Genomic DNA, 20,972 nt, shown 5'->3' on the forward strand with positions numbered 1-20,972 from the left:
CGGCCGCCGGCCGGGCCGCCGTCCCGGTGCCCGGCCGGTGCCGGTGGCGGCCTCAGGCGGTCTGCTGGACCTCGGCCAGGCCGGGGATCTCGGTGACGCCGGCCAGCACGTGGGTGTACGGGTGGCCGTCGAAGTCGGCGCGGCCGAGCTCCCCGGTCAGCACCCCGACGACCACGCCGGCCCCGGCGTTGCGGCCGGCCTCGACGTCGACCACGGTGTCGCCGGCGGTCAGCACCCGGCGGGTGTCGATCACCCCGGTCTTCTCCATCGCCCGGTGGATCATGTGCGGCGCCGGACGGCCGCGCGGGACCTCGTCCGAGGTGACGACGGCGTCCAGGTTGCCGCCCTCGCCGGTGGACCAGCCCAGCGACTCCAGCAGCGGGTAGGCGACGTCGTCGCTGAACCCGGTGGTCAGCGCGACCTTGATGCCGCGTCGGCGCAGCTCGGCCAGGGCCTCCTCGACACCGGGGATGGCCTGCGGGGGAGTGCTGCGGTAGGCCTCGCGCAGGAAGTCCGCGAAGGCCGCGTAGCTCTCCTCGACCAGCTCGGGGGTGGGGGTGCCCCCGCCGATGCGGACCAGGGCGGCGATGGCCTCGCGCTTGTCGGTGCCCATCCAGGTCTGGAGGTCGGCCTCGGTGACGGCCACGCCGGTGCGCTCGACGGCGGTGCGCAGCGCCCGGTAGACGGCGCCCGACTCGTTGATGGTGGTACCGGCCATGTCCAGGGCGGCGAGCTCGATCACGGTGTCAGTCCTCTTCGGTGCGGTAGCGGCCGATGACGGTACGGCCTTCGATGGTGTTCTCGATGGTGAAGGTGGCCATGGCCGGCAGGTAGCGGTCGTCGGCGTCCTCCAGCGGCACGCCCTGGCCGGACGTGGTGAGCCGGCGCACCCGCAGCAGCGGGTCCCCGGCGGCGACGTCCAGGAGTTCGGCGTCCTGCGTCCCGGCGGCGACGGCGTCGATGGTGTGCCGGGCGTGGTGCAGGTCGACCTCGCGGCGCAGCAGTTCCTGGTAGACCGAGCCGGTGTCCGGGTCGAAGTCGAACAGGACGCGGCCGACCTCGTGGACGAAGGTCGAGCGTTCGAGCATGGCCGGGACGCCGTCCAGCAGGCGCAGCCGGACGAGTGCGACGACCGGCTCGCCCTCGGCCAGGCCGAGCCGGGCCGCCGTCTCCGGGGAGGCCCGACGGCGGGCCACCTCGATGGTGCGCTGCCCGGGTTCGCGGCCGATGCCGCGGGCCCACTGGGTGAAGGACAGGAACGTGTCGAAGGGCTGGGAGGGCGTGGTGCGGTGGGCGACGGGCGGCTTTCCGCGCCCGCCGACCAGGCTGCCCGCGCTGCGCAGCATGGCCAGGGCCTGGCGGACCGGGCCGCGGGAGGTGCCGAACTCGGCGCAGAGCTGCGACTCACTGGGCACCGGCCTGCCCTCGGGCCACTCGCCGGACTCGATGCGGCGCAGGAACTCGGCGCCGAGCCGTTGGTGGAGAGGAAGCTCCTCACTTGTCTTCACAAGTTGACTATGACACCCCGGAGCGAAACTTCTCAAGGTCGGTCCACCTGCGGTTTCTCCTGTTCACCTGCGCGTTCCCGGGGATCGTCGCGTGGATGAACAGCCGGTAACTTGTACATACATCTCTTGACTCCGGCATCGGAAAACCCGTTAGCTGGACTCATGAGCAGCAGCACCGCACCCGCAACCACCCCCGCCGCATCCCCCTCCCGCGCCCCGGGCACGCCCGGCCACAGCGACGTGGTGATCGTCGGCGCCGGCATCGTCGGCCTGGCCCACGCCTTCGAGGCGCTGAGCCGGGGACTGTCCGTCACCGTCGTGGACCGCGACCGGCAGCCGGTCGGTGCCTCGGTCCGCAACTTCGGCCACTGCTGCATCACCGCCCAGGACGGCGAACTGCTCGGCCTCGCCCGGCGCTCCCGCTCCGGCTGGCTGCGCGCCGCCGCGGCGGCCGGCTTCTGGGCCGAGGAGGCCGGCGCCCTGGTGGTGGCCCGGTCGGCGACCGAGGCGGCCGTCCTGGAGGAGCTGAGCGCCGAGCGCGGCGCCGACGCGGTGCGGCTGCGCACCGCCGCGCAGACGGCCGAGGTGCTCGGCCGCGCGGCGGGCGCGGCCGACGACCTGGTGGGCGGCGCGCTGCTGCCCGCCGACCTGCGGGTCAACCCGCGCGAGGCGGCGCCCGCGCTGGCCCGCTGGGTGGCCGAGCAGCCGCGCGGGCGGGTCCGGTGGGGCACCGCCGTCACCGGCGTCGAGTCCGGCACGGTGCACACCACCCGCGGCCCGGTGCACGGCGACCGGATCCTGGTCTGCGTCGGCCACGACGTGGACTACCTGTTCCCCGACATCGCCGAGGACCACCAGGTCCAACGCTGCCGGCTGACCATGGCACGGGCCGAGGCCCCGGCCGGCTTCCGCACCAACACCGCGGTGCTGACCACCACGTCGATGCTGCGCTACGACGCCTTCACCTCCCAGTCCTCGGCCGCCCTGCTTCGGGCGGAGGTGCTGGGCCACAGCGCGGAGCTGCTGGACATCGGCGCCAATGTGATGTTCACCCGGCTGCCGGACGGCAGCGTCCTGGTCGGCGACTCGCACCACTACGACGCCACCACCCCGCCGTTCGTCGACGAGCGCACCCACGAGCTGCTGATCGACGCCGTCGCCCGGGTGCTGGGCGTGCCGACGCTGCGGATCCTGGAGCGCTGGCAGGGCGTCTACGCCAGCAGCCCGCGCGGCCCGCTGCTGGTGCGCGACCTGGCCCCGGGGGTGCGGGCCCTCTCGGTCACCTCGGGGATCGGGATGACGCTGTCCTTCGGCCTCGCGGCCGCCGGCTTCGACGGCACCCTGGCCGCGACCGGCTGACCCGGTCGGCACCTGTCACGGCCGGAGCGCCCCGCCAGGACGAAAGAACCGGCCGGACCTTCGCAGGTCCGGCCGGTCTCCTTCCGGGCGCGTCGCCCGGTGGTGCTCAGAAGGCGGAGTGGGCGAACCAGTGCGCCAGCAGCTCCGCGTCCCCGGCCAGCTCGATGCCGGCCGCGGTGCGGTCGAGCCGCCCGTACAGGAGCAGCAGCAGGTCGGCGGCGCAGGCCCGGACGGTGGCGTCGGCCGCCGCAGCGGAGTCGTCGAGGCCGAAGCCGTCGGGACGCAGCCGGACCAGCCAGTCGCCCTCGCCGTCGGTGCGGGTGAAGCGGATGGTCCGGTCCTCGGCGCGCAGCCGCGCCGTGTCGGGGGCGAACAGGGTGGCGAAGGGCAGGTTGGTCAGGAACTCGGCCACGCCGTCGGCCGCGAGGGCCGGGTCGATCTCCGGCGCCAGACCGAGCGCGGTCTCGGCGTCGACGCGGTGGACGAGGGTCTCGAACAGCATCCGCCGCACCCAGAACCGGGCGTGCTGGTCGGCGCCCCAGGCCCACATCGGCGCGTCGAGGTCGCCCTCGGCGAACGCGGCGCCGGCCTCCTCGGCGGCCTCGGCCAGCCAGTCCGGGAGGTCCTCGGGCCGCTCCGGCAGCCGCAGGTCGACGTCCCGGCTGCGCGGCGGCTCCTGGATCCGCTGGTGGAGCAGCACGGTGAACCAGCGCTGGGCGCTGCCGGTGTGGCGGACGAGGTCGGCGAGCGTCCAGTCGGGGCAGCCGGGCACCGGGAGGGCGGGGTCGGCCTGCCGTACGGCGGCGACGAAGCGGGCGGTCTCGGCGGCGACGGCGGCGCCGTGGTCCAGCGGGGTCATGGGGGCTGTCTCCAGTGCTACGGGTGTCGCGTGCCACGGGTGTCGCGGCGCCTCGGGCCGGATGGCGCCCGATGGCTTGCACGCTCAATTTTTCATCAGCTGAAACAATCGCGACGACGCTAGGCCTGAAAGGTTGAGCCTGTCAAGTAACTCTCCGGGTGCGCACCTCCGGGACGGCCCCCGTCCCGCCCCCCGCCGACCGGCTACCCGGCCGGCGCGGGGCGGACGGTGAGGCCGGGGCGGCGGCGGTGGACGGTGAGGTAGACCAGGCCGTCCTCGCCCGCGGAGAGGGCCCGGCGGGCGCCGTGCGGGAGCCAGGCCGTGCAGCCGGGGGAGAGGGCCTGCCGGCCGTTGTCCGTCGCCAGCTGGCCGCTGCCGCCGAGCACCTGGACCAGGACGTCGAGGTCCGGCTCCACGTGCGCGGCGACCTCGGCGTTCGCCGGGAGGCGGATGATGTTGGCGTCCAGCTGGCGCCCCTCCTCCCGCAGCCGCCACAGCGCCCCGCTCCGGTCGGCGGGGGCCTGGTGGAGCAGGGAGTCCAGGTGGGTGAGCACACCCGGTCCGGGGTGGGGCGTCAACGCGGTCTCCTGACGGTGGGTGGGCGGTTCGGCCCGTGGATTCTACGGAGCACCGCGGACGTCCGGACGTCCGGCTCAGTCGGCGGTGAGCAGCCGGGCGACGGTGGCGTCGACGTCCAGGTGGTCGGACTCCGATCCGGCGGGCACCAGGGCGAAGGAGTCCGAGAGGAACGCCGTGACGACGTCCTCCGGGGCGCTGACCAGGGCCCGGCCGACGGGCCCCCGCAGCGTGATCAGGACCTCGCCCTCGGGCCCCGGGCAGATCCGCACGTCGCCGCTGCCGACCGGGCCGAGCCGGCCCTCGTTGAGCAGCTCGCGGCTGAAGTACCAGGACACCCGGGCGCCGTCGCCGGTGCACCGGCACGGGGTGAGCGGGAACGCCAGGCAGGCCGCGTACGGGAGGCCGGCGTCGAAGCGGAGTTCCGCCTGGACCGGGACGTCCGGTTCCGCGCTGTCGGGGAAGGTGACGGGCACCGGGCGGACGGTGGACAGCTGCATCGCTTCGGCCTCCTGCGATCGTGACGCGCCGGGCGGGGGCGGCCCGGCCTACCCGGGGCGCCTACCCGGTGCACCGAGGGGCAGCGTCCAGGGGAGGAATCTCCACGATTCCCCCGCATCGCCCCGCCGCGGAACCCCCTTGGCGTCAGCTCAGTACCAGTGCTTTCACTCGCACGAATGAATCGGCGGGCTGTCCGGAGGTCTCGGCCTGCCCGTGCCGGGCCCGTACCGCAGCACGCTGGAAGCGCGCCGCCCCCGCCCCCCCGCCGGCGCACCCCTCCCGAACGGAGCCCGCACGTGACCAGCCCCCGGCCCCTCCAGGCAGCCGCCGCACTCCTGCTCGCCGCCGCCCTCGCGGCCTGCTCCAGCTCGGGCACGCCGACCAAGGCCAGTCCGAGCACCGCGTCCGGCCCGGCCGTGACCAGCCCCGCCGCCACCAGCCCGGCCATGACGAGCCCCGCGCAGAGCAGCACGGCGGCCAGTGCCGACGCCCTCCAGGTCACCATCAAGGACTTCGCGTTCGCCCCCGCGACCCTGACCGCGGGCCCCGGCCAGACCGTCACCGTGCTGAACCAGGACTCCGTCGCCCACACCCTCACCGCCGTCGACAAGTCCTTCGACACCGGCACGATCCAGCCCGGCGCCAGCGCGACCTTCACCGTGCCGCAGCAGACCGGCGCCCACCCGTACATCTGCACCATCCACCCGTTCATGCACGGCACCCTCACTGTCGGCTGAGCCGCCGTGGCGACCCCCGCACCCGCCCGGCGCACCGCCCACCTGCTGCTGCGCCTGGCGGCCGCCGCCGGACTCGCCGTGGACGCCGCCGTCCACGCCCGGCTCGCCGAGCGCTACGACGCCGTCGGCGACACCCTCAGCCAGGGCACGCTGTTCCGCGCCGAGGCCGCCGCCGCGAGCCTCGCGGTGCTGCTCGTCCTGCTGCTGCGCCGCCGCACCGGCGACCTCTTCGGCTGGCTGGTCGCCGCCTCCGGCCTGGGGGCGCTGCTGCTCTACCGCTACGTCGACGTCGGCCCCCTCGGCCCGCTGCCGAACATGTACGAGCCGTTCTGGTTCGCCGACAAGACGCTCGCCGCCTGGGCCGAGGGCGTCGCCCTGGTGGCGCTCACCGTCCTGCTGTCCGCCCGCGGCCGGCGTTGACCCGAGCCCCGGGGAGACCGCCCCGCCGCCCGGGTGAACGGGCGGCGCGGCGGGGGCGACGGGCCGGGGGCCGGGCGGACCGGCGGCGATGATCGCCGGGTTCCCGGAGGCCCTCACCGTCGGAGGCGGACATGCGGATCCTGCTCCTCGCCAGCGCGTTCAACAGCCTCAGCCAGCGGCTGCACGCCGAACTGCGCGACCGGCGTCACCGGGTCGACGTCCACCTGGCCGGTGACGACGACGAGTTGATGGCAGCGGTGAACCGGCTGCGGCCGGACCTGGTGCTCGCGCCGATGCTGCGCACCGCGATCCCGGAGCGCCTCTGGTCGCAGCTCACCTGTCTGATCGTCCACCCCGGCCCGCCGGGCGACCGCGGCCCCTCCTCGCTCGACCGGGCGGTCCAGGAGGGCCGCACCGAGTGGGGCGTCACGGTGCTCCAGGCCGAGGACGAGATGGACGCCGGACCGGTCTGGGCCTGGGCGCCCTGCCGGCTCCCCGAGCGCGGCAAGAGCGACCTGTACCGCAACGAGGTCTCCGACGCGGCCGTGGCGGCCGCGCTGCTCGCCGTGGAGCGGGTCGCCTCCGGCACCCACGCGCCCCAGCCGCAGCACGGCCCCGGCTGGCGCAAGAGCATCCGCACCCGGCCGCTGCTGCGCCAGGAGGAGCGCCGGATCGACTGGACGGGCGACCCCACCGAGGAGGTGCTGCGCCGGCTCCGCGCCGCGGACTCCCAGCCCGGGGTGCTGGACGAGCTGTGCGGCGCCGAGTGGTACCTGCACGGCGGCCACCCCGAGCCCGAGCTGCGCGGCCGCCCGGGCGAGCTGCTCGCCACCCGGGCCGGCGCCGTCTGCCGGGCTACCCGGGACGGCGCGGTGTGGCTGCCCGAACTGCGCCGCCGCCGCACCCCGGGCGGCCCCGCCACCGTCAAGCTCCCGGCGGTCACGGCGCTCGGCGCCCTGCTGCCGCCCGTCCCGGAGCGGCCGGCCCCGCTGATGCCGGCGCAGGACGACGAGCCCGGGTGGTCGGACATCCGCTACCGCGAGGACGGCCCGGTGGGCTTCCTGCGGTTCTCCTTCCCGGGCGGGGCGATGTCCGCCGAGCACTGCCGCCGGCTGCTGGCCGGGTACCGCTTCGCCCTCGGCCGCCCGACCTCGGTGCTGGTGCTGGGCGGCGGCCGGGACTTCTTCTCCAACGGCATCCACCTCAACGTCATCGAGGCCGCGCCCGACCCGGCCGCCGAGTCCTGGGCCAACATCACCGCGATGGACGACCTGGTCGCCGAGGTGCTCACCACCACCGACCGCCTGGTGGTCGCCGCCCTCGCGGGCAACGCCGCGGCCGGCGGGGTGATGCTGGCACTGGCCGCCGACGAGGTGTGGTGCCGCCGAGGCTCGGTGCTCAACCCGCACTACCGGCTGATGGGCCTGTACGGGTCGGAGTACTGGACGTACACCCTCCCGCGCCGGGTGGGCGCGGCGGAGGCCGAGCGGCTGACCGGCCGGGCCCTCCCGGTGTCCGCGTCCGCCGCCGAGCGGATCGGCCTGGTCGACCGGGTGCTCGACGGCGGTCCGGAGGAGTTCGGCGCGGGCGCGGCCCGGATGGCCGGGCTGCTCGCCGCCTCGCCCGCCACCCAGCGCCGGATCGCGGCGAAGAAGGCCGCCCGCGAGGCCGACGAGCGGGTCAAGCCGCTCGACGCGTACCGGCGGGAGGAGCTGGCGGTGATGCGCGGGCAGTTCTTCACACCCGAATCGCCGTACCACGCGCTGCGGTCCGCGTTCGTCCACAAGCGCCCGGTCACCGCCGGGCTGCCCGCCCCCCGGTGACCCGAATAGCCCGCCGGGCTTGCGCGCACATGGCCGCCCCGCCGAGTCCGTGGACGGGCGGGCGGCCCGAACCGTTGCTATGACTGGGTCCGAGCCATTTCCTCCGGCTCCCATCCCCGAGGAGGCATCCTCATGGGTGCTGCAACAACCGACACCGACGTGGTGCACATTCTCTGGATCAACGCCGGTCTCAGCTGCGACGGGGACTCCGTCTCGCTGACCGCCGCGATGCAGCCCAGCATCGAGGAGATCGTCACCGGCGCGCTGCCCGGCCTGCCGAAGATCGCGGTGCACTGGCCGCTAATCGACTTCGAGTGCGGCCCGGTCCAGGGCGCGGACAACTTCATCGAGTGGTTCTTCAAGGCCGACCGCGGCGAGCTCGAACCGTTCGTCCTGGTCGTCGAGGGGTCCATCCCCAACGAGAAGATCAAGAAGGAGGGTTACTGGTGCGGCTTCGGCGACGACCCCGCCACCGGCCAGCCCATCACCACCAGTGAGTGGCTGGACCGGCTCGCCTCCAAGGCGACCGCCGTGGTCGCGATCGGCACCTGCGCCACGTACGGCGGCATCCACGCGATGGCCGGCAACCCGACCGGCGCGATGGGCGTGCCGGACTACCTCGGCTGGGACTGGAAGTCCAAGGCCGGGCTGCCGATCGTCTGCGTGCCGGGCTGCCCGATCCAGCCCGACAACTTCGCCGAGACGCTCACCTACCTGCTCTACCAGCTGGCCGGCTCCGCGCCGATGATCCCGCTCGACGACAAGCTGCGGCCCGCCTGGCTGTTCGGTGCCACCGTGCACGAGGGCTGCGACCGCGGCGGCTACTACGAACAGGGCCAGTTCGCCACCGACTACGGCACCCCCGAGTGCCTGGTGCGGCTCGGCTGCTGGGGCCCGGTCGTCAAGTGCAACGTCACCAAGCGCGGCTGGATCAACGGCGTCGGCGGCTGCCCGAACGTCGGCGGGATCTGCATCGCCTGCACCATGCCGGGCTTCCCCGACAAGTTCATGCCCTTCATGGACCCGCCGCCCGGCTCGCGGGTCTCCAGCGGCGCCAGCACCGCGTACGGCGCGGTGATCCGCCGGCTGCGCGCGATCACCCTGCAGACCGTCGACAAGGAACCGAAGTGGCGCCGCACCGGCCGCCATCTGACCACGGGTTACCGCCCGCCCTGGTGACAGGGGAGGGCCGCACACCACCCGGTGTGCGGCCCCCGTCGAGCTCCGCCCGGCCAGTGCGACCCGCAGACCCGTAGACAAGGACACGCAGAGACGATGGCAACACCGACGACCAGGGCGGCCGGCGACGGCAGCGGCCTGACCGAGATGTCGTGGGACCCGATCACCCGCATCGTGGGCAGCCTGGGCATCCACACGAAGATCGACTTCAAGCAGAAGAGGGTCGCGGAGTGCTACAGCACCTCGTCGGTCTTCCGCGGCTACAGCGTCTTCATGCGCGGCAAGGACCCGCGCGACGCCCACTTCATCACCAGCCGGATCTGCGGGATCTGCGGCGACAACCACGCCACCTGCTCGGTCTACGCCCAGAACATGGCGTACGGCGTGAAGCCCCCGCACCTGGGGGAGTGGATCATCAACCTCGGCGAGGCCGCCGAGTACATGTTCGACCACAACATCTTCCAGGAGAACCTGGTCGGGGTCGACTACTGCGAGAAGATGGTCCGCGAGACCAACCCGGGCGTACTGGAACTGGCCGAACGCACCGAGGCCCCGCACGCCGGCGACCACGGGTACAAGACCATCGCCGACATCATGCGCTCGCTCAACCCGATCGAGGGCGAGTTCTACCGCGAGGCGCTCCAGGTCAGCCGCTACACCCGGGAGATGTTCTGCCTGATGGAGGGCCGCCACGTGCACCCCTCCACGCTCTACCCCGGCGGCGTCGGCACGGTCGCGACGGTGCAGCTGTTCACCGACTACCTGACCCGGCTGATGCGCTACGTCGAGTTCATGAAGAAGGTCGTGCCGCTGCACGACGACCTCTTCGACTTCTTCTACCAGGCGCTGCCCGGCTACGAGGAGGTCGGCCGGCGCCGCGTCCTGCTCGGCTGCTGGGGCAGCCTCAACGACCCGGACCACTGCGACTTCACGTACCGCAACATGACGGACTGGGGCCGGCGGATGTTCGTCACCCCCGGCGTCGTGGTGGACGGCAAGCTCGTCACCAACGACCTGACCGAGATCAACCTCGGCATCCGGATCCTGCTCGGCAGCTCCTACTACGAGGACTGGCAGGGCAAGGAACTGTTCGTCACCCACGACCCGCTGGGCAACCCGGTCGACCCCCGGCACCCGTGGAACCAGCACACCATCCCCCAGCCGCAGAAGCGCAACTTCGACGACAAGTACAGCTGGGTGATGTCCCCGCGCTGGTTCGACGGCAAGGAGCACCTCGCGCTCGACACCGGCGGCGGCCCGATCGCCCGGCTGTGGTCCACCGCGCTGTCCGGCCTCGTCGACATCGGCTACATCAAGGCCACCGGCCACAGCGTCAAGATCAACCTGCCCCGCTCGATGACCAAGCCCGAGGTCACCTTCGAGTGGAAGATCCCGCAGTGGAGCAACGCCATCGAGCGCAACCGCGCCCGCACCTACTTCCAGGCCTACGCGGCCGCCGCCGCCCTGCACTTCGCCGAGAAGGCGCTGGAGGAGGTCCGCGCCGGGCGCAGCCAGACCTGGGAGCGCTTCGAGGTGCCGGACGAGTCGATCGGCTGCGGCTTCACCGAGGCCGTCCGCGGCGTGCTCTCGCACCACATGGTGATCCGCGACGGCAAGATCGCCAACTACCACCCGTACCCGCCCACCCCGTGGAACGCCAGCGTGCGCGACAGCTACGGCACGCCCGGCCCGTACGAGGACGCGGTGCAGAACACCCCGATCTTCGAGGAGAACTCCCCGGAGAACTTCAAGGGCATCGACATCATGCGCGCGGTGCGCAGCTTCGACCCCTGTCTGCCCTGCGGCGTGCACATGTACCTCGGCAACGGCCAGACCCTGAAGACCATGCACGTGCCCACCGGCCTGAGCGGGCTCACCGCATGACGGCCGAACAGACCGGGCAGCGGATCCAGCAGGCCCTGGACGCCCTGGCCGGCAGCGGCGCCGAGCAGGCGGGCGAGCAACTCGTCCGCGACCTCATGGAGTTCTACGGCGAGGGGCTGGCCAGACTCGTCCCCGCGCTGCCCCCGCCCGCCCTGGACCGGATGCTGGACGACCCGGCGGTGGCCGGGCTGCTGCTCCTGCACGACCTCCACCCCGAGGACCTGACCGCCCGGATCGACCGGGCGCTCGCCGGCCTGCCCGAGCGGGTCGAGGTGCTCGGCTACGAACCCGCGACCGGCACCCTGCGGCTGCGCCGGACCGCCTCCGGCTGCGGCTGCGGCGAGCCGGAGGTGGAGGCCGCCCTCGCCTGCCACGCCCCCGAGGTGACGGCCCTGGAGCTGGAGCGCGCCCCCCAGCTGCTCCAGATCGGCACCCGCCCGCCGCAGCCCGCGGAGGCGCGGTGAACACCCGCAGGGTCTCCCGGGACGGGACCGCACTGCTGCGCCGGCTGCGCGAGCCGGCCCCGCCGCGCCCCGAACAGTGCGGCCTCTGCGGCCGGGACCTCCCGCCCGGCCACCGCCACCTGGTGGACGTCGAGGAGCGCGCCCTGGCCTGCACCTGCACCGCCTGCGGCCTGCTGTTCCAGCAGCCGGGCGCGGCCGGTGGCCGCTACCGCACCGTGCCGGACCGCTGCCTGGTCGACCGGGACGCCGAGGTGGACGAGCGGGCCTGGTCGGTGCTGGGCGTCCCGGTCGGCACCGTCTTCCTGTTCCGCAACGCCGTGCTGGACCGGCTGCTCGCGTTCTACCCCGGGCCGGCCGGCGCCACCGAGAGCGAGGTGGACGAGGAGGCCTGGCAGCGCGCCCTCGGCACCAGCCGGCTGGCCGCCGCCCTGGAACCGGACGTGGAAGCGCTGCTGCTGCGCCGCACCGAAGGCCGGATCGACTGCTACCTGGTGCCGATCGACTACTGCTACGAGCTGGTCGGCCGGCTCCGGCGGTGCTGGCACGGCTTCGACGGCGGGGCCGAGGCTCGCGCCGAACTCGACGCGTTCTTCGCGCAGTTGGCCGACCGGGCCCGCCCGCTGCCCACGGCGGTGACGGCATGACCGCGCTCGGCTTCGCCTGCACCGGCGTCCGCTCCGCCCCGTACGCGGCCGGGCCGACGCTGGTGTTCCGGCTGCGGATCACGGCACCCGCCGACACCCGGGTGCACGCCCTCGCCCTGCAGTGCCAGCTGCGGATCGAACCCGTCCGCCGGCCCTACACCGACGCCGAGGGCGAGCGGCTGGCGGACCTCTTCGGCGGGCGGGAGCGCTGGGCGACCACCCTCAACCCGATCCAGTTCGCCACCGTGCCGCTGCTGGTGCCCGGCTTCACCGGGGAGACCGAGGCCGACCTGGTGGTGCCGTGCGGCTACGACCTGGAGGTGGCCTGCGCCCGGTACTTCCGGGCACTGGAGGACGGTGAGGTGCCGCTGCTGCTGCTCTTCTCCGGCACCGCCTTCGCCGGCCCCGGCGGTTTCCAGGTCACCCCCGTGCCCTGGGACAAGGAGGCCCGGGTGCGGATGCCGGTGCGGGTCTGGCGGGAGGCCGTCGACCAGCACTTCCCAGGCTGCGGCTGGCTGCGGCTGCCCGAGGACGTGCTGGACGACCTGCTCGCCTACCGCTCCGGACGGGCCCTGCCCTCCTGGGAGGCGACGGTGCGGGCGCTGCTCGCGACCGCGGCCGTCGGGGAGGGGGCCCGGTGACGACCTTCCCCGAAGGCATCGAGCACGGCTTCGCGGCCGCCCGGCAGATCGCCGACGCGGTGCTGCTGGAGGGCTACGTGCTCTACCCGTACCGGGCGTCGGCCGCCAAGAACCGGCTGCGCTGGCAGTTCGGCGTGCTGGTGCCGCCCGAGTACACCGTGCAGGGCGGCGAGCACTCCCACCAGCGCACCGAGTGCGTCATGGAGGCGCGGCAGGGCGACCGGCTGGCCGTCGAGCTGCGCTTCCTGCGGGTCCAGCGGCGTACCGTCGAACGGGCCACCGCCACCGGCGGGTTCGAACCGGTGGAACGGCTGGAGCTCGCCGACCGGGTGCTCGTCGAATGGGACGAGGGCGTCGAGGAGCGGGTCGAACTCCTGCTGTCAGTCGAGGAGTTGGCCGACGGCGGAGTGCAGCGGGGATTCCGGCTGCCGGGCGTCGGCGGCACCGAGCTGGTGCACGAGCACGGCAGTGCCGTCGGCCGGCTGGTGCGGCGGCGCGAGGAGGTCGAAGGGCTGGTGCGGTTGCGGGTCGAGGAACTCCCCGGCCCCTACCGGGCGCAGCGGCTCACCGCCGAGGTGGAGAACGCCTCCGCCTGGACGCCGCACCGGAAGGACACCCGGGAGGAGGCGCTGCCGCGCTCCCTGGTCTCCGCCCACCTGCTGCTCGGGCTGGAGCACGGCCGGTTCGTCTCGGCCACCGATCCGCCCGAGTGGGCCCGCCCGGCCGTCGAACGGTGCCGCAACGAGCGCACCTGGCCCGTCCTGGCCGGACCGGACGACGGGTGCCAGGTGATGCTGTCCTCGCCGATCATCCTGGAGGACCACCCGAGGATCGCCCCGGAGAGCCTCGGCACCCTCTACGACTCCACCGAGATCGACGAGATCCTGGCCCTGCGCACGGCGGCCCTGACCGACCAGGAGAAGCGCGAGGCCCGGGGCACCGACGACCGGGCCGGGGCGGTGATCGACCTGGCCGAGTCCATGCCGCCCGAGGTACTGGAACGCCTGCACGGCGCCGTGCGCGGGCTGCGCGAGATCACCGGCGGCTCCGACCCCGAACAGCCCTGGTGGGACCCGGGCGGCGACCCGGACGTCGACCCCGAGCGGGACCGGGTGCTGGTCGACGGCCGGTCGGTCGGCGCGGGCAGCCGGGTCCTGCTGCGGCCCGGACGGCGGCGCACCGACGCCCAGGACCTCTTCCTGGACGGGCGGACCGGCGTCGTCGAGGCGGTGCTGCACGACGTCGACGGCTCCGTCCACCTCGCCGTCACCGTGGAGGACGACCCGGGCGCCGACCTGTGGCGGGCCCAGGGGCGCTTCCGGTACTTCCAGCCCGACGAGGTCACCCCGCTGGAGGAGTCGTGACCGGCGCGAAGGTGCTGGTTGCCGGGGTGGGCAACATCTTCCTCGGCGACGACGGCTTCGGCGTCGAGACCGTCCGGCGACTGTCCGCCCACCCGCTGCCGGACGGCGTCGAGGTGGTCGACGTCGGGGTGCGCGGCGTCGACCTCGCCTACCGGCTGCTCGACGGCTACCGGACCGCCGTCCTGGTGGACGCCACCTGCCGCGGCGGCGCGCCCGGCACCGTCTACCTGATCGAGGCGGCCGCCGAGCCGCTGGAGGTGCCCGTCCTGGACGGCCACCGGATGGGCCCGGACGCCGTCCTCGGCCTGCTCGCCACGCTCGCCGCCGGCACCGGGGGCCAACCGCCCGCGCGGGTGCTGGTGGTCGGCTGCGAACCGGCGTCGCTGGAGGAGGGCATCGGGCTGAGCGCCCCCGTGGCCGCCGCCGTGGCGGAGGCCGTCAGGACGGTGCTGGAGGCCGTCGAGGAGGCCCTGCGGGAGGCCGCGTCGCCGTCGGGCCCGCAGCCGGAGAGGACTCGGGCGGAGAGGACTCGGGCAGAGAGGAGGACAACACCATGCTGAGGAAACTGTTCTGCGCGGCCCTGCTGGCGGGGATCGGCGCGCTGGTCTGGCAGAGCCTGCCGGACCTCAAGCGGTACGTGAAGATCTCGCGGATGTGAGCCGCGGATTGCTGCGAACGGTGCAGCCCCGGACGCGGTGGCGGCGCGGCTTCGAGCCGTCGCCGCCACCGCCCCCTGTAATGGGGCGCGTTGCCGCCCGCCGTGGGAAGGGACCGATGCACGAGATGTCGATCGCCGCCGCCGTCGTCGAGCAGGTGGACACGGCCGCGCGCGAACACCGGGCCGCCGGAGTGGCCCGGGTCCGGCTGCAGGTCGGCGAGTTGGCGGGCGTGGTGCCCGAGGCCCTCGACTTCTGCTTCGAACTCGCCTGCGCCGGAACGCTGGTGGAGGGCGCGGTGCTGGACACCGAGGCCGTCCCGGCGCGGGCCCGCTGCGCGCCCTGCGCCGTCGAATGGGCCGTCGGCATGCCGCCGGACCTCGGCTGCCCGGACTGCCGCACCGGCACCGGCGTCGAGCTGCTGTCCGGGCGCGAGCTCCAGATCCTCGACGTCGAGTGGGCCAGCCGCCCCGGCGTCCCGGCCGAACAGAAAGGCTGAAGCCGATGTGCCAGACAGGCCACACGGTCGACCTGCGCCGGGCGGTGCTCGCCCGCAACGACGACAGCGCCCGCGAACTGCGGGCCGCGCTGACCGCCCGCGGGACGGTCGCGGTCAACCTGCTCTCCAGCCCCGGCAGCGGCAAGACCGCCCTGCTGGAGGCCGAGCTGGGCCTCGCCCGGAAGCGCGGGATCGAGGTCGCCGCGCTCACCGCCGACCTCGCCACCGAGAACGACGCGTTGCGGCTGGCCCGTTCGGGCGCGCCCGTGAAGCAGGTGCTCACCGACGGCCTGTGCCACCTGGAGGCGCGGATGCTCGCCGGCCACCTGGACGGCTGGCTGCCCCGGGACTGCCGGCTGCTGTTCGTGGAGAACGTCGGCAACCTGGTCTGCCCGGCCTCCTACGACCTCGGCGAATCGCTGCGGGTGGTGCTGGCCTCCGTCACCGAGGGCGAGGACAAGCCGCTCAAGTACCCGACCGCGTTCGGACTGGCCAACCTCGTCCTGGTGACCAAGGCCGACCTCGCCGTGGCGGCCGAGTTCGACGAGGCGGCGTTCCTGGCGAACGTCCAGCGGGTCAACCCCGGCGTGGAGGTGGTGCGGACCTCGGCCCGCAGCGGTGACGGCGTCGGGGCGCTGCTGGAACGGGCGCTGGGCGTGCTGGACGGCGGCGAGGTGCACCGGCCGGTGATGGCGGCGGGGCACGAGCACGCCGGGCACCACCACCACGACGCGGTGCCGGAGCGGCCGTGACGGCACTCGACCGCGAACGGCGGCGGGTCGCCGTCCGCGGCCTGGTGCAGGGCGTCGGCTTCCGGCCGTTCGTCTTCGCGCTCGCCGGGGAACTCGGACTGGCCGGCAGCGTCACCAACACCGGCGAGGGCGTCCTCGCCGAGGTCGAGGGCGACCCGGCCGCCCTGGACGCCTTCTGCCGACGGGTCGCCGCCGACGCGCCGCCGCTCGCCCAGGTCGCCGCGGTGGACCACGCGCCGCTCACCGCCACCGGCGCCACCGGGTTCACCATCACCCCCTCCCGCACCGACGGCCCCCGCGCCACCCTGATCCCGCCCGACGTCGCGACCTGCGCCGACTGCCTGGCCGAACTCACCGACCCCGCCGACCGGCGCCACCGGCACCCGTTCATCAGCTGTACCAACTGCGGCCCCCGGCACACCATCGTCACCGGCCTGCCCTACGACCGGGCCGAGACCACCATGGCCGGCTTCCCGATGTGCCCGGACTGCGCCCGGGAGTACAGCGACCCCGCCGACCGCCGCTTCCACGCCCAGCCCGTCGCCTGCCACGCCTGCGGACCGCGACTCGCCCTGACCGTCCCCGGCCGGGCCGGACTCGGCGGCGAGGACGCCCTCGGCGAGGCCCGGCGGCTGCTCGCCGGCGGGGCGATCCTCGCGATCAAGGGCCTCGGCGGCTACCACCTCGCCTGCGACGCCCGCGACGCCGACGCCGTCGCCCTACTGCGCCGCCGCAAGCGGCGCGGCGACAAGCCGTTCGCCCTGATGGCCCGTGACCTCGCCACCGTCGAGGGCCTGCTGCCGGTCGGGCCCGTCGAACGGGAACTGCTCACCGGAGCCGTCCGGCCGATCGTCCTGCTGCGCCGCTCCGGCGGCTGCACGGCGCGACTGCCGGCCGTCGCCCCCGGCAGCCCCGACCTCGGGGTGATGCTCCCGTACACCCCGCTGCACCACCTGCTGCTCGCCGCCCCCGGGCCGGACCTGCTGGTGATGACCAGCGCCAACCTCTCCGGCGAGCCCATCGTCACCGACGACCGGGACGCGCTCACCACGCTCGCCCCGCTGGTCGACGGCTGGCTCACCCACGACCGGCCGATCAACGTCCCCTGCGAGGACTCGGTGGTGCGGGTGGTGGACGGCGAACAGCTGCCACTGCGACGCTCGCGCGGCTACGCGCCGCTGCCGCTCCCGTTGCCCGTGCCCGTCCGGCCGGTGCTGGCGGTCGGCGGCGACCTGAAGAACACCTTCGCGCTCGCCCGGGACGGCTACGCCTGGCTGTCCGGCCACATCGGCGACATGGACGACCTGGCCACGCTGCGCGCCTTCGACCGGGCCGTCGAACAGCTCGGCACCGTCAGCGGGGTACGGCCCGAACTGCTGGTCGCCGACCGGCACCCCGGCTACCGCTCGCTGCGGCACGCCGAGCGCACGGCCGCCGGCCGGCCGGTGCGCCGGGTGCAGCACCACCACGCCCACATCGCCGCGGTCATGGCCGAACACGGCCTGGACGGCGGCCGGCCCGTCCTGGGCGTGGCCTTCGACGGCACCGGCTACGGCGAGGACGGCGCGATCTGGGGCGGCGAGGTGCTGCTCGCCGACTACGACGGGTACCGCCGCCTCGCCCACCTCGGCTATGTGCCGCTGCCGGGCGGCGACGCCGCCGTCGAGCGCCCGTACCGGACGGCGCTCGCCCACCTGCGGGCCGCCGGGCTGCCCTGGACCGCCGCGCTGCCCTCGGTCCGGGCCTGCCCGGAGGAGGAACTTCGGCTGCTGGAACGGCAGTTGGAACGCGGGCTGAACTGCGTGCCGACCTCCAGCATGGGCCGGCTGTTCGACGCGGTGTCCTCGCTCGCCGGGGTCTGCCAGCGGGCCGGGTACGAGGCCCAGGCGGCGATCGAACTGGAGGCGGCCGCAGTGGAGTTCGGCCCGGCCGAGGGCTACGCCTTCGACCTGGTCGCTCAGCGGGACAGCTGGGTCCTCGACCCCGGGCCGGTGCTGGCCGGGGTGGTCGCCGACGTGACCGCCGGGGCGCCGGCCGGGTTGGTCGCCGCGCGCTTCCACACGGCGGTCGCCGAGGCCGTCCGGCGGGTCTGCGCGGTCGTCCGGGACCGGCACGGCACCACCACGGTGGCGCTCAGCGGCGGCGTCTTCGCCAACGCGCTGCTCTCCTCGGCCTGCGCCCGCGGCCTCGGGGAGGACGGATTCACCGTGCTGCGGCACCGCCGGGTGCCGCCCAACGACGGAGGGCTGGCGCTCGGCCAGCTGATGGTGGCCGGCCGGTCGTCGGCCGCCCGGGAGGAGTGAGAGCGGATGTGCCTGGCGGTGCCCGGCAGGGTGACGGAGATCGGGGAGCGGGACGGGACCCGGATGGCGGTGATGGACTTCGGCGGGGTGGTCAAGGACGTGTGCCTGGAATACCTGCCCGATCTGGCGGTGGGGGAGTACGCGATCGTCCACGTGGGCTTCGCGCTGCAGCGCCTGGACGAGGAATCGGCCCGGCGGACGCTGGCGCTGTTCGAGGAACTCGGGTTGTTGCAGGAGGAGTTCGGCGACCCGTGGGAGGCGGCGGCGGGTGAGCCGGCGGCCGGATCGGCTGAGGAGGTCGAGCGGTGAAGTACCTGGAGGAGTTCCGCAACCCCGAGCTGGCGGAGGGCCTGCTCGCGGACATCAGGGCGACGGTCACCCGCCCCTGGGCGCTGATGGAGGTGTGCGGCGGCCAGACGCACAGCATCATCCGGCACGCCATCGACCAACTCCTGCCGGACGAGGTCGAGTTGATCCACGGGCCGGGCTGCCCGGTGTGCGTCACCCCGCTGGAGGTGATCGACCGGGCCCTGGCGATCGCCGCCCGGCCCGGAGTGATCTTCTGCTCCTTCGGCGACATGCTGCGGGTGCCCGGCACCGACCGCGACCTGTTCCGGGTCCGGAGCGAGGGCGGCGACGTACGGGTGGTGTACTCGCCGCTCGACGCGCTGAAGATCGCCCGGGAGAACCCGGACCGGGAGGTCGTCTTCTTCGGCATCGGCTTCGAGACCACCGCCCCGCCGAACGCCATGGCCGTCCACCTGGCCCGGAAGCAGGGCCTGCGCAACTTCAGCATGCTGGTCTCGCACGTCCGGGTGCCCCCGGCGATCGAGGCGATCATGGAATCGCCGGACTGCCGGGTCCAGGCCTTCCTGGCCGCCGGGCACGTGTGCAGCGTGATGGGCACCGCCGAGTACCCCGCGCTCGCCGAGCGCCACCGGGTGCCGATCGTCGTCACCGGCTTCGAACCGCTGGACATCCTGGAGGGCATCCGGCGCACGGTACGGCAGCTGGAACGCGGGGAGCACACCGTCGACAACGCCTACCCCCGGGCCGTCCGCCCCGAGGGCAACCCGGCGGCCCGCGCCATGCTGGAGGACGTCTTCGAAGTCACCGACCGTGCCTGGCGGGGCATCGGCGTCATCCCGCAGAGCGGCTGGCGGCTCTCCCCGCGCTACCGGGACCACGACGCCGAACACCGCTTCGACGTCACGGGCATCCGCACCAGCGAACCCGCCCAGTGCCGGGCCGGCGAGGTGCTCCAGGGGCTGCTCAAACCCCACCAGTGCGAGGCCTTCGGGACCGTCTGCACCCCGCGCACACCGCTCGGCGCCACCATGGTCTCCAGCGAGGGCGCCTGCGCCGCGTACTACCTCTACCGGCGGCTGAGCACGCCGAGCCCCGTCCAGGAGGCGAGCCCCGTTGGCTGACACCGAGACGCTGACGCAACCGTCGGCCGTGCCCGACTTCTCCGGCTGGAGCTGCCCGCTGCCGCTGCGCGACCACCCCCGGGTGGTGATGGGGCACGGCGGTGGCGGGGCGATGTCCGCCGAACTGGTCGAGCACGTCTTCGCGCCCGCCTACGGCGGCCCGGCGCTGGCCGGCCTCGCCGACTCCGCCGTGCTGGAACTCGGCGGCGCCCGGCTCGCCTTCTCCACCGACTCCTACGTGGTGCGGCCGCTGTTCTTCCCCGGCGGCTGCATCGGGGACCTCGCCGTCAACGGCACCGTCAACGACCTGGCCATGAGCGGGGCCCGGCCGGCCTACCTGTCCTGCGGCGTCATCCTGGAGGAGGGGGTGGAGCTGGCCGTGGTGGACCGGATCGCCCGGGCCATCGGCGCCGCCGCCCGCGCGGCCGGGGTGGAGGTGGCCACCGGGGACACCAAGGTCGTGGAGGCCGGGCACGGCGACGGCGTCTACCTGAACACCGCCGGCATCGGGCTCGTCCCGGCCGGGGTCGACATCCGGCCGCAGCGGGCCCGCCCGGGCGACGTGGTGATCGTCAGCGGGCCGATCGGGCTGCACGGAGTGGCGATCATGAGCGTCCGGGAGGGTTTGGAGTTCGGAGTCGAGGTGCGCAGCGACTGCGCGGCGCTCGGCGGGCTGGTCGAGGCCATGCTCGCGGCGAGCCGTGACCTGCACGTGCTGCGCGACCCCACCCGGGGCGGACTCGCGGCGGCGCTGAACGAGATCGCGGCGGCCGCCGGGGTGGGCGTGGTGCTCAGCGAACGCGCCGTCCCCGTCCCGGATCCGGTGGCCAACGCCTGCGCCGTCCTGGGCCTGGACCCGATGTACATCGCCAACGAGGGCAAACTGGTCGCCTTCGTCCCGCGTGACGAGGCCGAGGCCGTGCTCGCCGCGATGCGGGCCCACCCGCTCGGGGCGGAGGCGGTGGTGATCGGCGAGTGCGTCGAGGACCACCCCGGGATGGTCGTCGCCCGCACCGGCTTCGGCGGCACCCGGGTGGTCGACCTGCCGATGGGCGAGCAGCTGCCGCGGATCTGCTGACCTCGCGGCGCCCCTGGGGCCGGTCCGGATCCACCCGGGCCGGCCCCAGGGCGAGAGGGTCTGCGGGAAGACGATTTCCGTTTCGGGTGGGTGGTCGCATAGGGTGGTGTCAACGACGCGGGGTGGAGCAGCTCGGTAGCTCGCTGGGCTCATAACCCAGAGGTCGCAGGTTCAAATCCTGTCCCCGCTACCAGCAGGAGCCGGGGTCGACGCACTTGGTGCGTCGGCCCCGGCTCCTTTGCGTTGTGCGGGGCGGAGGGCGGGGCCGGTATCCGCGACGGCTGCCAGGGCGTGG

23 protein-coding genes and 1 tRNA gene are annotated in these 20,972 nt (G+C 74.2%); 19 read left to right on the top strand and 5 right to left on the bottom strand.

The annotated features are described in order from the left end of the window. Positions 1 to 52 precede the first annotated feature (52 nt). Together ACZ3YL_RS23135 and ACZ3YL_RS23140 are read right to left on the bottom strand one after the other, a co-directional pair. Positions 53 to 742 (bottom strand): phosphonatase-like hydrolase, encoded by a 690-nt coding sequence (locus ACZ3YL_RS23135; protein ID WP_188306646.1) that lies wholly within the window; start codon positions 740 to 742, stop codon positions 53 to 55. A 4-nt stretch (positions 743 to 746) separates the two neighbouring features. Then, positions 747 to 1,508, bottom strand: a complete 762-nt coding sequence (locus ACZ3YL_RS23140) for a GntR family transcriptional regulator (RefSeq protein ID WP_465659504.1) — start codon at positions 1,506 to 1,508, stop codon at positions 747 to 749. A 162-nt stretch (positions 1,509 to 1,670) separates the two neighbouring features. On the opposite strand from ACZ3YL_RS23140, the gene ACZ3YL_RS23145 reads away from it, so the two are divergent. Beyond that, positions 1,671 to 2,867 carry a TIGR03364 family FAD-dependent oxidoreductase gene (locus ACZ3YL_RS23145; protein WP_465659506.1) on the top strand — a complete coding sequence of 399 codons (1,197 nt, stop codon included), beginning with the start codon at positions 1,671 to 1,673 and terminating at the stop codon, positions 2,865 to 2,867. Positions 2,868 to 2,973: 106 nt separating this feature from the next. Here ACZ3YL_RS23145 and ACZ3YL_RS23150 read toward each other — a convergent pair whose 3' ends face one another. The 3 genes from ACZ3YL_RS23150 to ACZ3YL_RS23160 all read right to left on the bottom strand — a co-directional run bounded on the left by ACZ3YL_RS23150 (position 2,974) and on the right by ACZ3YL_RS23160 (position 4,802). Next, positions 2,974 to 3,726 carry a maleylpyruvate isomerase family mycothiol-dependent enzyme gene (locus tag ACZ3YL_RS23150; protein ID WP_188308886.1) on the bottom strand — a complete coding sequence of 251 codons (753 nt, stop codon included), beginning with the start codon at positions 3,724 to 3,726 and terminating at the stop codon, positions 2,974 to 2,976. A gap of 203 nt (positions 3,727 to 3,929) precedes the next feature. Beyond that, the gene (locus ACZ3YL_RS23155) at positions 3,930 to 4,304 is read right to left on the bottom strand and encodes a cupin domain-containing protein (RefSeq protein WP_188308885.1); all 375 of its coding nucleotides are present in this window, start codon (positions 4,302 to 4,304) and stop codon (positions 3,930 to 3,932) included. Between the two features lie 75 nt (positions 4,305 to 4,379). Then, a complete protein-coding gene (locus ACZ3YL_RS23160) occupies positions 4,380 to 4,802 on the bottom strand; it encodes an SsgA family sporulation/cell division regulator (RefSeq protein WP_188308884.1) in 423 nt (140 codons plus the stop codon). A 297-nt stretch (positions 4,803 to 5,099) separates the two neighbouring features. On the opposite strand from ACZ3YL_RS23160, the gene ACZ3YL_RS23165 reads away from it, so the two are divergent. From ACZ3YL_RS23165 to ACZ3YL_RS23250, 18 genes are all read left to right on the top strand, one after another. Beyond that, positions 5,100 to 5,540: a cupredoxin domain-containing protein gene (locus ACZ3YL_RS23165; RefSeq protein WP_465659509.1), complete on the top strand. Its 441-nt coding sequence runs from the start codon at positions 5,100 to 5,102 to the stop codon at positions 5,538 to 5,540. A gap of 6 nt (positions 5,541 to 5,546) precedes the next feature. Continuing rightward, entirely contained in the window at positions 5,547 to 5,960 is a 414-nt protein-coding gene (locus ACZ3YL_RS23170; protein WP_188308881.1) for a hypothetical protein, read from the top strand. 131 nt (positions 5,961 to 6,091) lie between these two features. Continuing rightward, complete coding sequence (locus ACZ3YL_RS23175) at positions 6,092 to 7,783, top strand: enoyl-CoA hydratase-related protein (RefSeq protein WP_465659511.1); 1,692 nt, start codon at positions 6,092 to 6,094, stop codon at positions 7,781 to 7,783. 132 nt (positions 7,784 to 7,915) lie between these two features. Next, positions 7,916 to 8,962 (top strand): NADH-quinone oxidoreductase subunit B family protein, encoded by a 1,047-nt coding sequence (locus ACZ3YL_RS23180; protein ID WP_188308879.1) that lies wholly within the window; start codon positions 7,916 to 7,918, stop codon positions 8,960 to 8,962. Positions 8,963 to 9,058: 96 nt separating this feature from the next. Further along, positions 9,059 to 10,846 carry a nickel-dependent hydrogenase large subunit gene (locus ACZ3YL_RS23185; RefSeq protein WP_188308878.1) on the top strand — a complete coding sequence of 596 codons (1,788 nt, stop codon included), beginning with the start codon at positions 9,059 to 9,061 and terminating at the stop codon, positions 10,844 to 10,846. Then, a complete protein-coding gene (locus tag ACZ3YL_RS23190; protein WP_188308877.1) occupies positions 10,843 to 11,310 on the top strand; it encodes a thioredoxin in 468 nt (155 codons plus the stop codon). Before ACZ3YL_RS23185 ends, ACZ3YL_RS23190 begins: the two co-directional genes overlap by 4 nt. After that, on the top strand, positions 11,307 to 11,954 hold the full coding sequence (locus ACZ3YL_RS23195; RefSeq protein WP_411293085.1) for a DUF5947 family protein: 648 nt from the start codon (positions 11,307 to 11,309) through the stop codon (positions 11,952 to 11,954). The genes ACZ3YL_RS23190 and ACZ3YL_RS23195 overlap by 4 nt, the downstream gene beginning before the upstream one ends. Then, positions 11,951 to 12,595, top strand: a complete 645-nt coding sequence (locus ACZ3YL_RS23200; RefSeq protein WP_188308876.1) for a DUF6084 family protein — start codon at positions 11,951 to 11,953, stop codon at positions 12,593 to 12,595. The genes ACZ3YL_RS23195 and ACZ3YL_RS23200 overlap by 4 nt, the downstream gene beginning before the upstream one ends. Next, on the top strand, positions 12,592 to 13,959 hold the full coding sequence (locus ACZ3YL_RS23205; protein WP_465659514.1) for a hypothetical protein: 1,368 nt from the start codon (positions 12,592 to 12,594) through the stop codon (positions 13,957 to 13,959). Before ACZ3YL_RS23200 ends, ACZ3YL_RS23205 begins: the two co-directional genes overlap by 4 nt. Beyond that, positions 13,956 to 14,519 (top strand): hydrogenase maturation protease, encoded by a 564-nt coding sequence (locus tag ACZ3YL_RS23210; protein ID WP_317621414.1) that lies wholly within the window; start codon positions 13,956 to 13,958, stop codon positions 14,517 to 14,519. Before ACZ3YL_RS23205 ends, ACZ3YL_RS23210 begins: the two co-directional genes overlap by 4 nt. After that, positions 14,513 to 14,617: a DUF6893 family small protein gene (locus tag ACZ3YL_RS23215; RefSeq protein WP_411293084.1), complete on the top strand. Its 105-nt coding sequence runs from the start codon at positions 14,513 to 14,515 to the stop codon at positions 14,615 to 14,617. The genes ACZ3YL_RS23210 and ACZ3YL_RS23215 overlap by 7 nt, the downstream gene beginning before the upstream one ends. A 116-nt stretch (positions 14,618 to 14,733) precedes the next feature. After that, a complete protein-coding gene (gene hypA / locus ACZ3YL_RS23220; RefSeq protein WP_188308875.1) occupies positions 14,734 to 15,114 on the top strand; it encodes a hydrogenase maturation nickel metallochaperone HypA in 381 nt (126 codons plus the stop codon). A gap of 5 nt (positions 15,115 to 15,119) precedes the next feature. Then, entirely contained in the window at positions 15,120 to 15,866 is a 747-nt protein-coding gene (gene hypB / locus ACZ3YL_RS23225; protein ID WP_188308874.1) for a hydrogenase nickel incorporation protein HypB, read from the top strand. After that, positions 15,863 to 18,169, top strand: coding sequence for a carbamoyltransferase HypF (gene hypF / locus ACZ3YL_RS23230; RefSeq protein ID WP_465659518.1), 2,307 nt, complete (start codon positions 15,863 to 15,865; stop codon positions 18,167 to 18,169). Before hypB ends, hypF begins: the two co-directional genes overlap by 4 nt. A 6-nt stretch (positions 18,170 to 18,175) precedes the next feature. After that, positions 18,176 to 18,478 (top strand): HypC/HybG/HupF family hydrogenase formation chaperone, encoded by a 303-nt coding sequence (locus tag ACZ3YL_RS23235; protein ID WP_188308872.1) that lies wholly within the window; start codon positions 18,176 to 18,178, stop codon positions 18,476 to 18,478. Next, entirely contained in the window at positions 18,475 to 19,599 is a 1,125-nt protein-coding gene (hypD, locus tag ACZ3YL_RS23240; protein WP_188308871.1) for a hydrogenase formation protein HypD, read from the top strand. Before ACZ3YL_RS23235 ends, hypD begins: the two co-directional genes overlap by 4 nt. After that, the gene (hypE, locus tag ACZ3YL_RS23245; protein ID WP_411293083.1) at positions 19,592 to 20,677 is read left to right on the top strand and encodes a hydrogenase expression/formation protein HypE; all 1,086 of its coding nucleotides are present in this window, start codon (positions 19,592 to 19,594) and stop codon (positions 20,675 to 20,677) included. Before hypD ends, hypE begins: the two co-directional genes overlap by 8 nt. A 116-nt stretch (positions 20,678 to 20,793) precedes the next feature. Beyond that, positions 20,794 to 20,870 (top strand) — tRNA-Met (locus ACZ3YL_RS23250). The last annotated feature ends 102 nt before the right edge of the window (positions 20,871 to 20,972 follow it).

It is taken from the genome of Kitasatospora sp. NPDC023176 (assembly GCF_055560495.1).

What these genes read in the sequence shown, in the direction of transcription:
- ACZ3YL_RS23145 (WP_465659506.1), top strand. Translation starts at nt 1,671, where the DNA reads ATGAGCAGCAGCACCGCACCCGCAACCACCCCCGCCGCATCCCCCTCC.
- ACZ3YL_RS23150 (WP_188308886.1), bottom strand. Translation starts at nt 3,726, where the DNA reads ATGACCCCGCTGGACCACGGCGCCGCCGTCGCCGCCGAGACCGCCCGC.
- ACZ3YL_RS23160 (WP_188308884.1), bottom strand. Translation starts at nt 4,802, where the DNA reads ATGCAGCTGTCCACCGTCCGCCCGGTGCCCGTCACCTTCCCCGACAGC.
- ACZ3YL_RS23175 (WP_465659511.1), top strand. Translation starts at nt 6,092, where the DNA reads ATGCGGATCCTGCTCCTCGCCAGCGCGTTCAACAGCCTCAGCCAGCGG.
- ACZ3YL_RS23180 (WP_188308879.1), top strand. Translation starts at nt 7,916, where the DNA reads ATGGGTGCTGCAACAACCGACACCGACGTGGTGCACATTCTCTGGATC.
- ACZ3YL_RS23185 (WP_188308878.1), top strand. Translation starts at nt 9,059, where the DNA reads ATGGCAACACCGACGACCAGGGCGGCCGGCGACGGCAGCGGCCTGACC.
- ACZ3YL_RS23190 (WP_188308877.1), top strand. Translation starts at nt 10,843, where the DNA reads ATGACGGCCGAACAGACCGGGCAGCGGATCCAGCAGGCCCTGGACGCC.
- ACZ3YL_RS23200 (WP_188308876.1), top strand. Translation starts at nt 11,951, where the DNA reads ATGACCGCGCTCGGCTTCGCCTGCACCGGCGTCCGCTCCGCCCCGTAC.
- ACZ3YL_RS23215 (WP_411293084.1), top strand. Translation starts at nt 14,513, where the DNA reads ATGCTGAGGAAACTGTTCTGCGCGGCCCTGCTGGCGGGGATCGGCGCG.
- hypA (WP_188308875.1), top strand. Translation starts at nt 14,734, where the DNA reads ATGCACGAGATGTCGATCGCCGCCGCCGTCGTCGAGCAGGTGGACACG.
- hypB (WP_188308874.1), top strand. Translation starts at nt 15,120, where the DNA reads ATGTGCCAGACAGGCCACACGGTCGACCTGCGCCGGGCGGTGCTCGCC.
- ACZ3YL_RS23235 (WP_188308872.1), top strand. Translation starts at nt 18,176, where the DNA reads ATGTGCCTGGCGGTGCCCGGCAGGGTGACGGAGATCGGGGAGCGGGAC.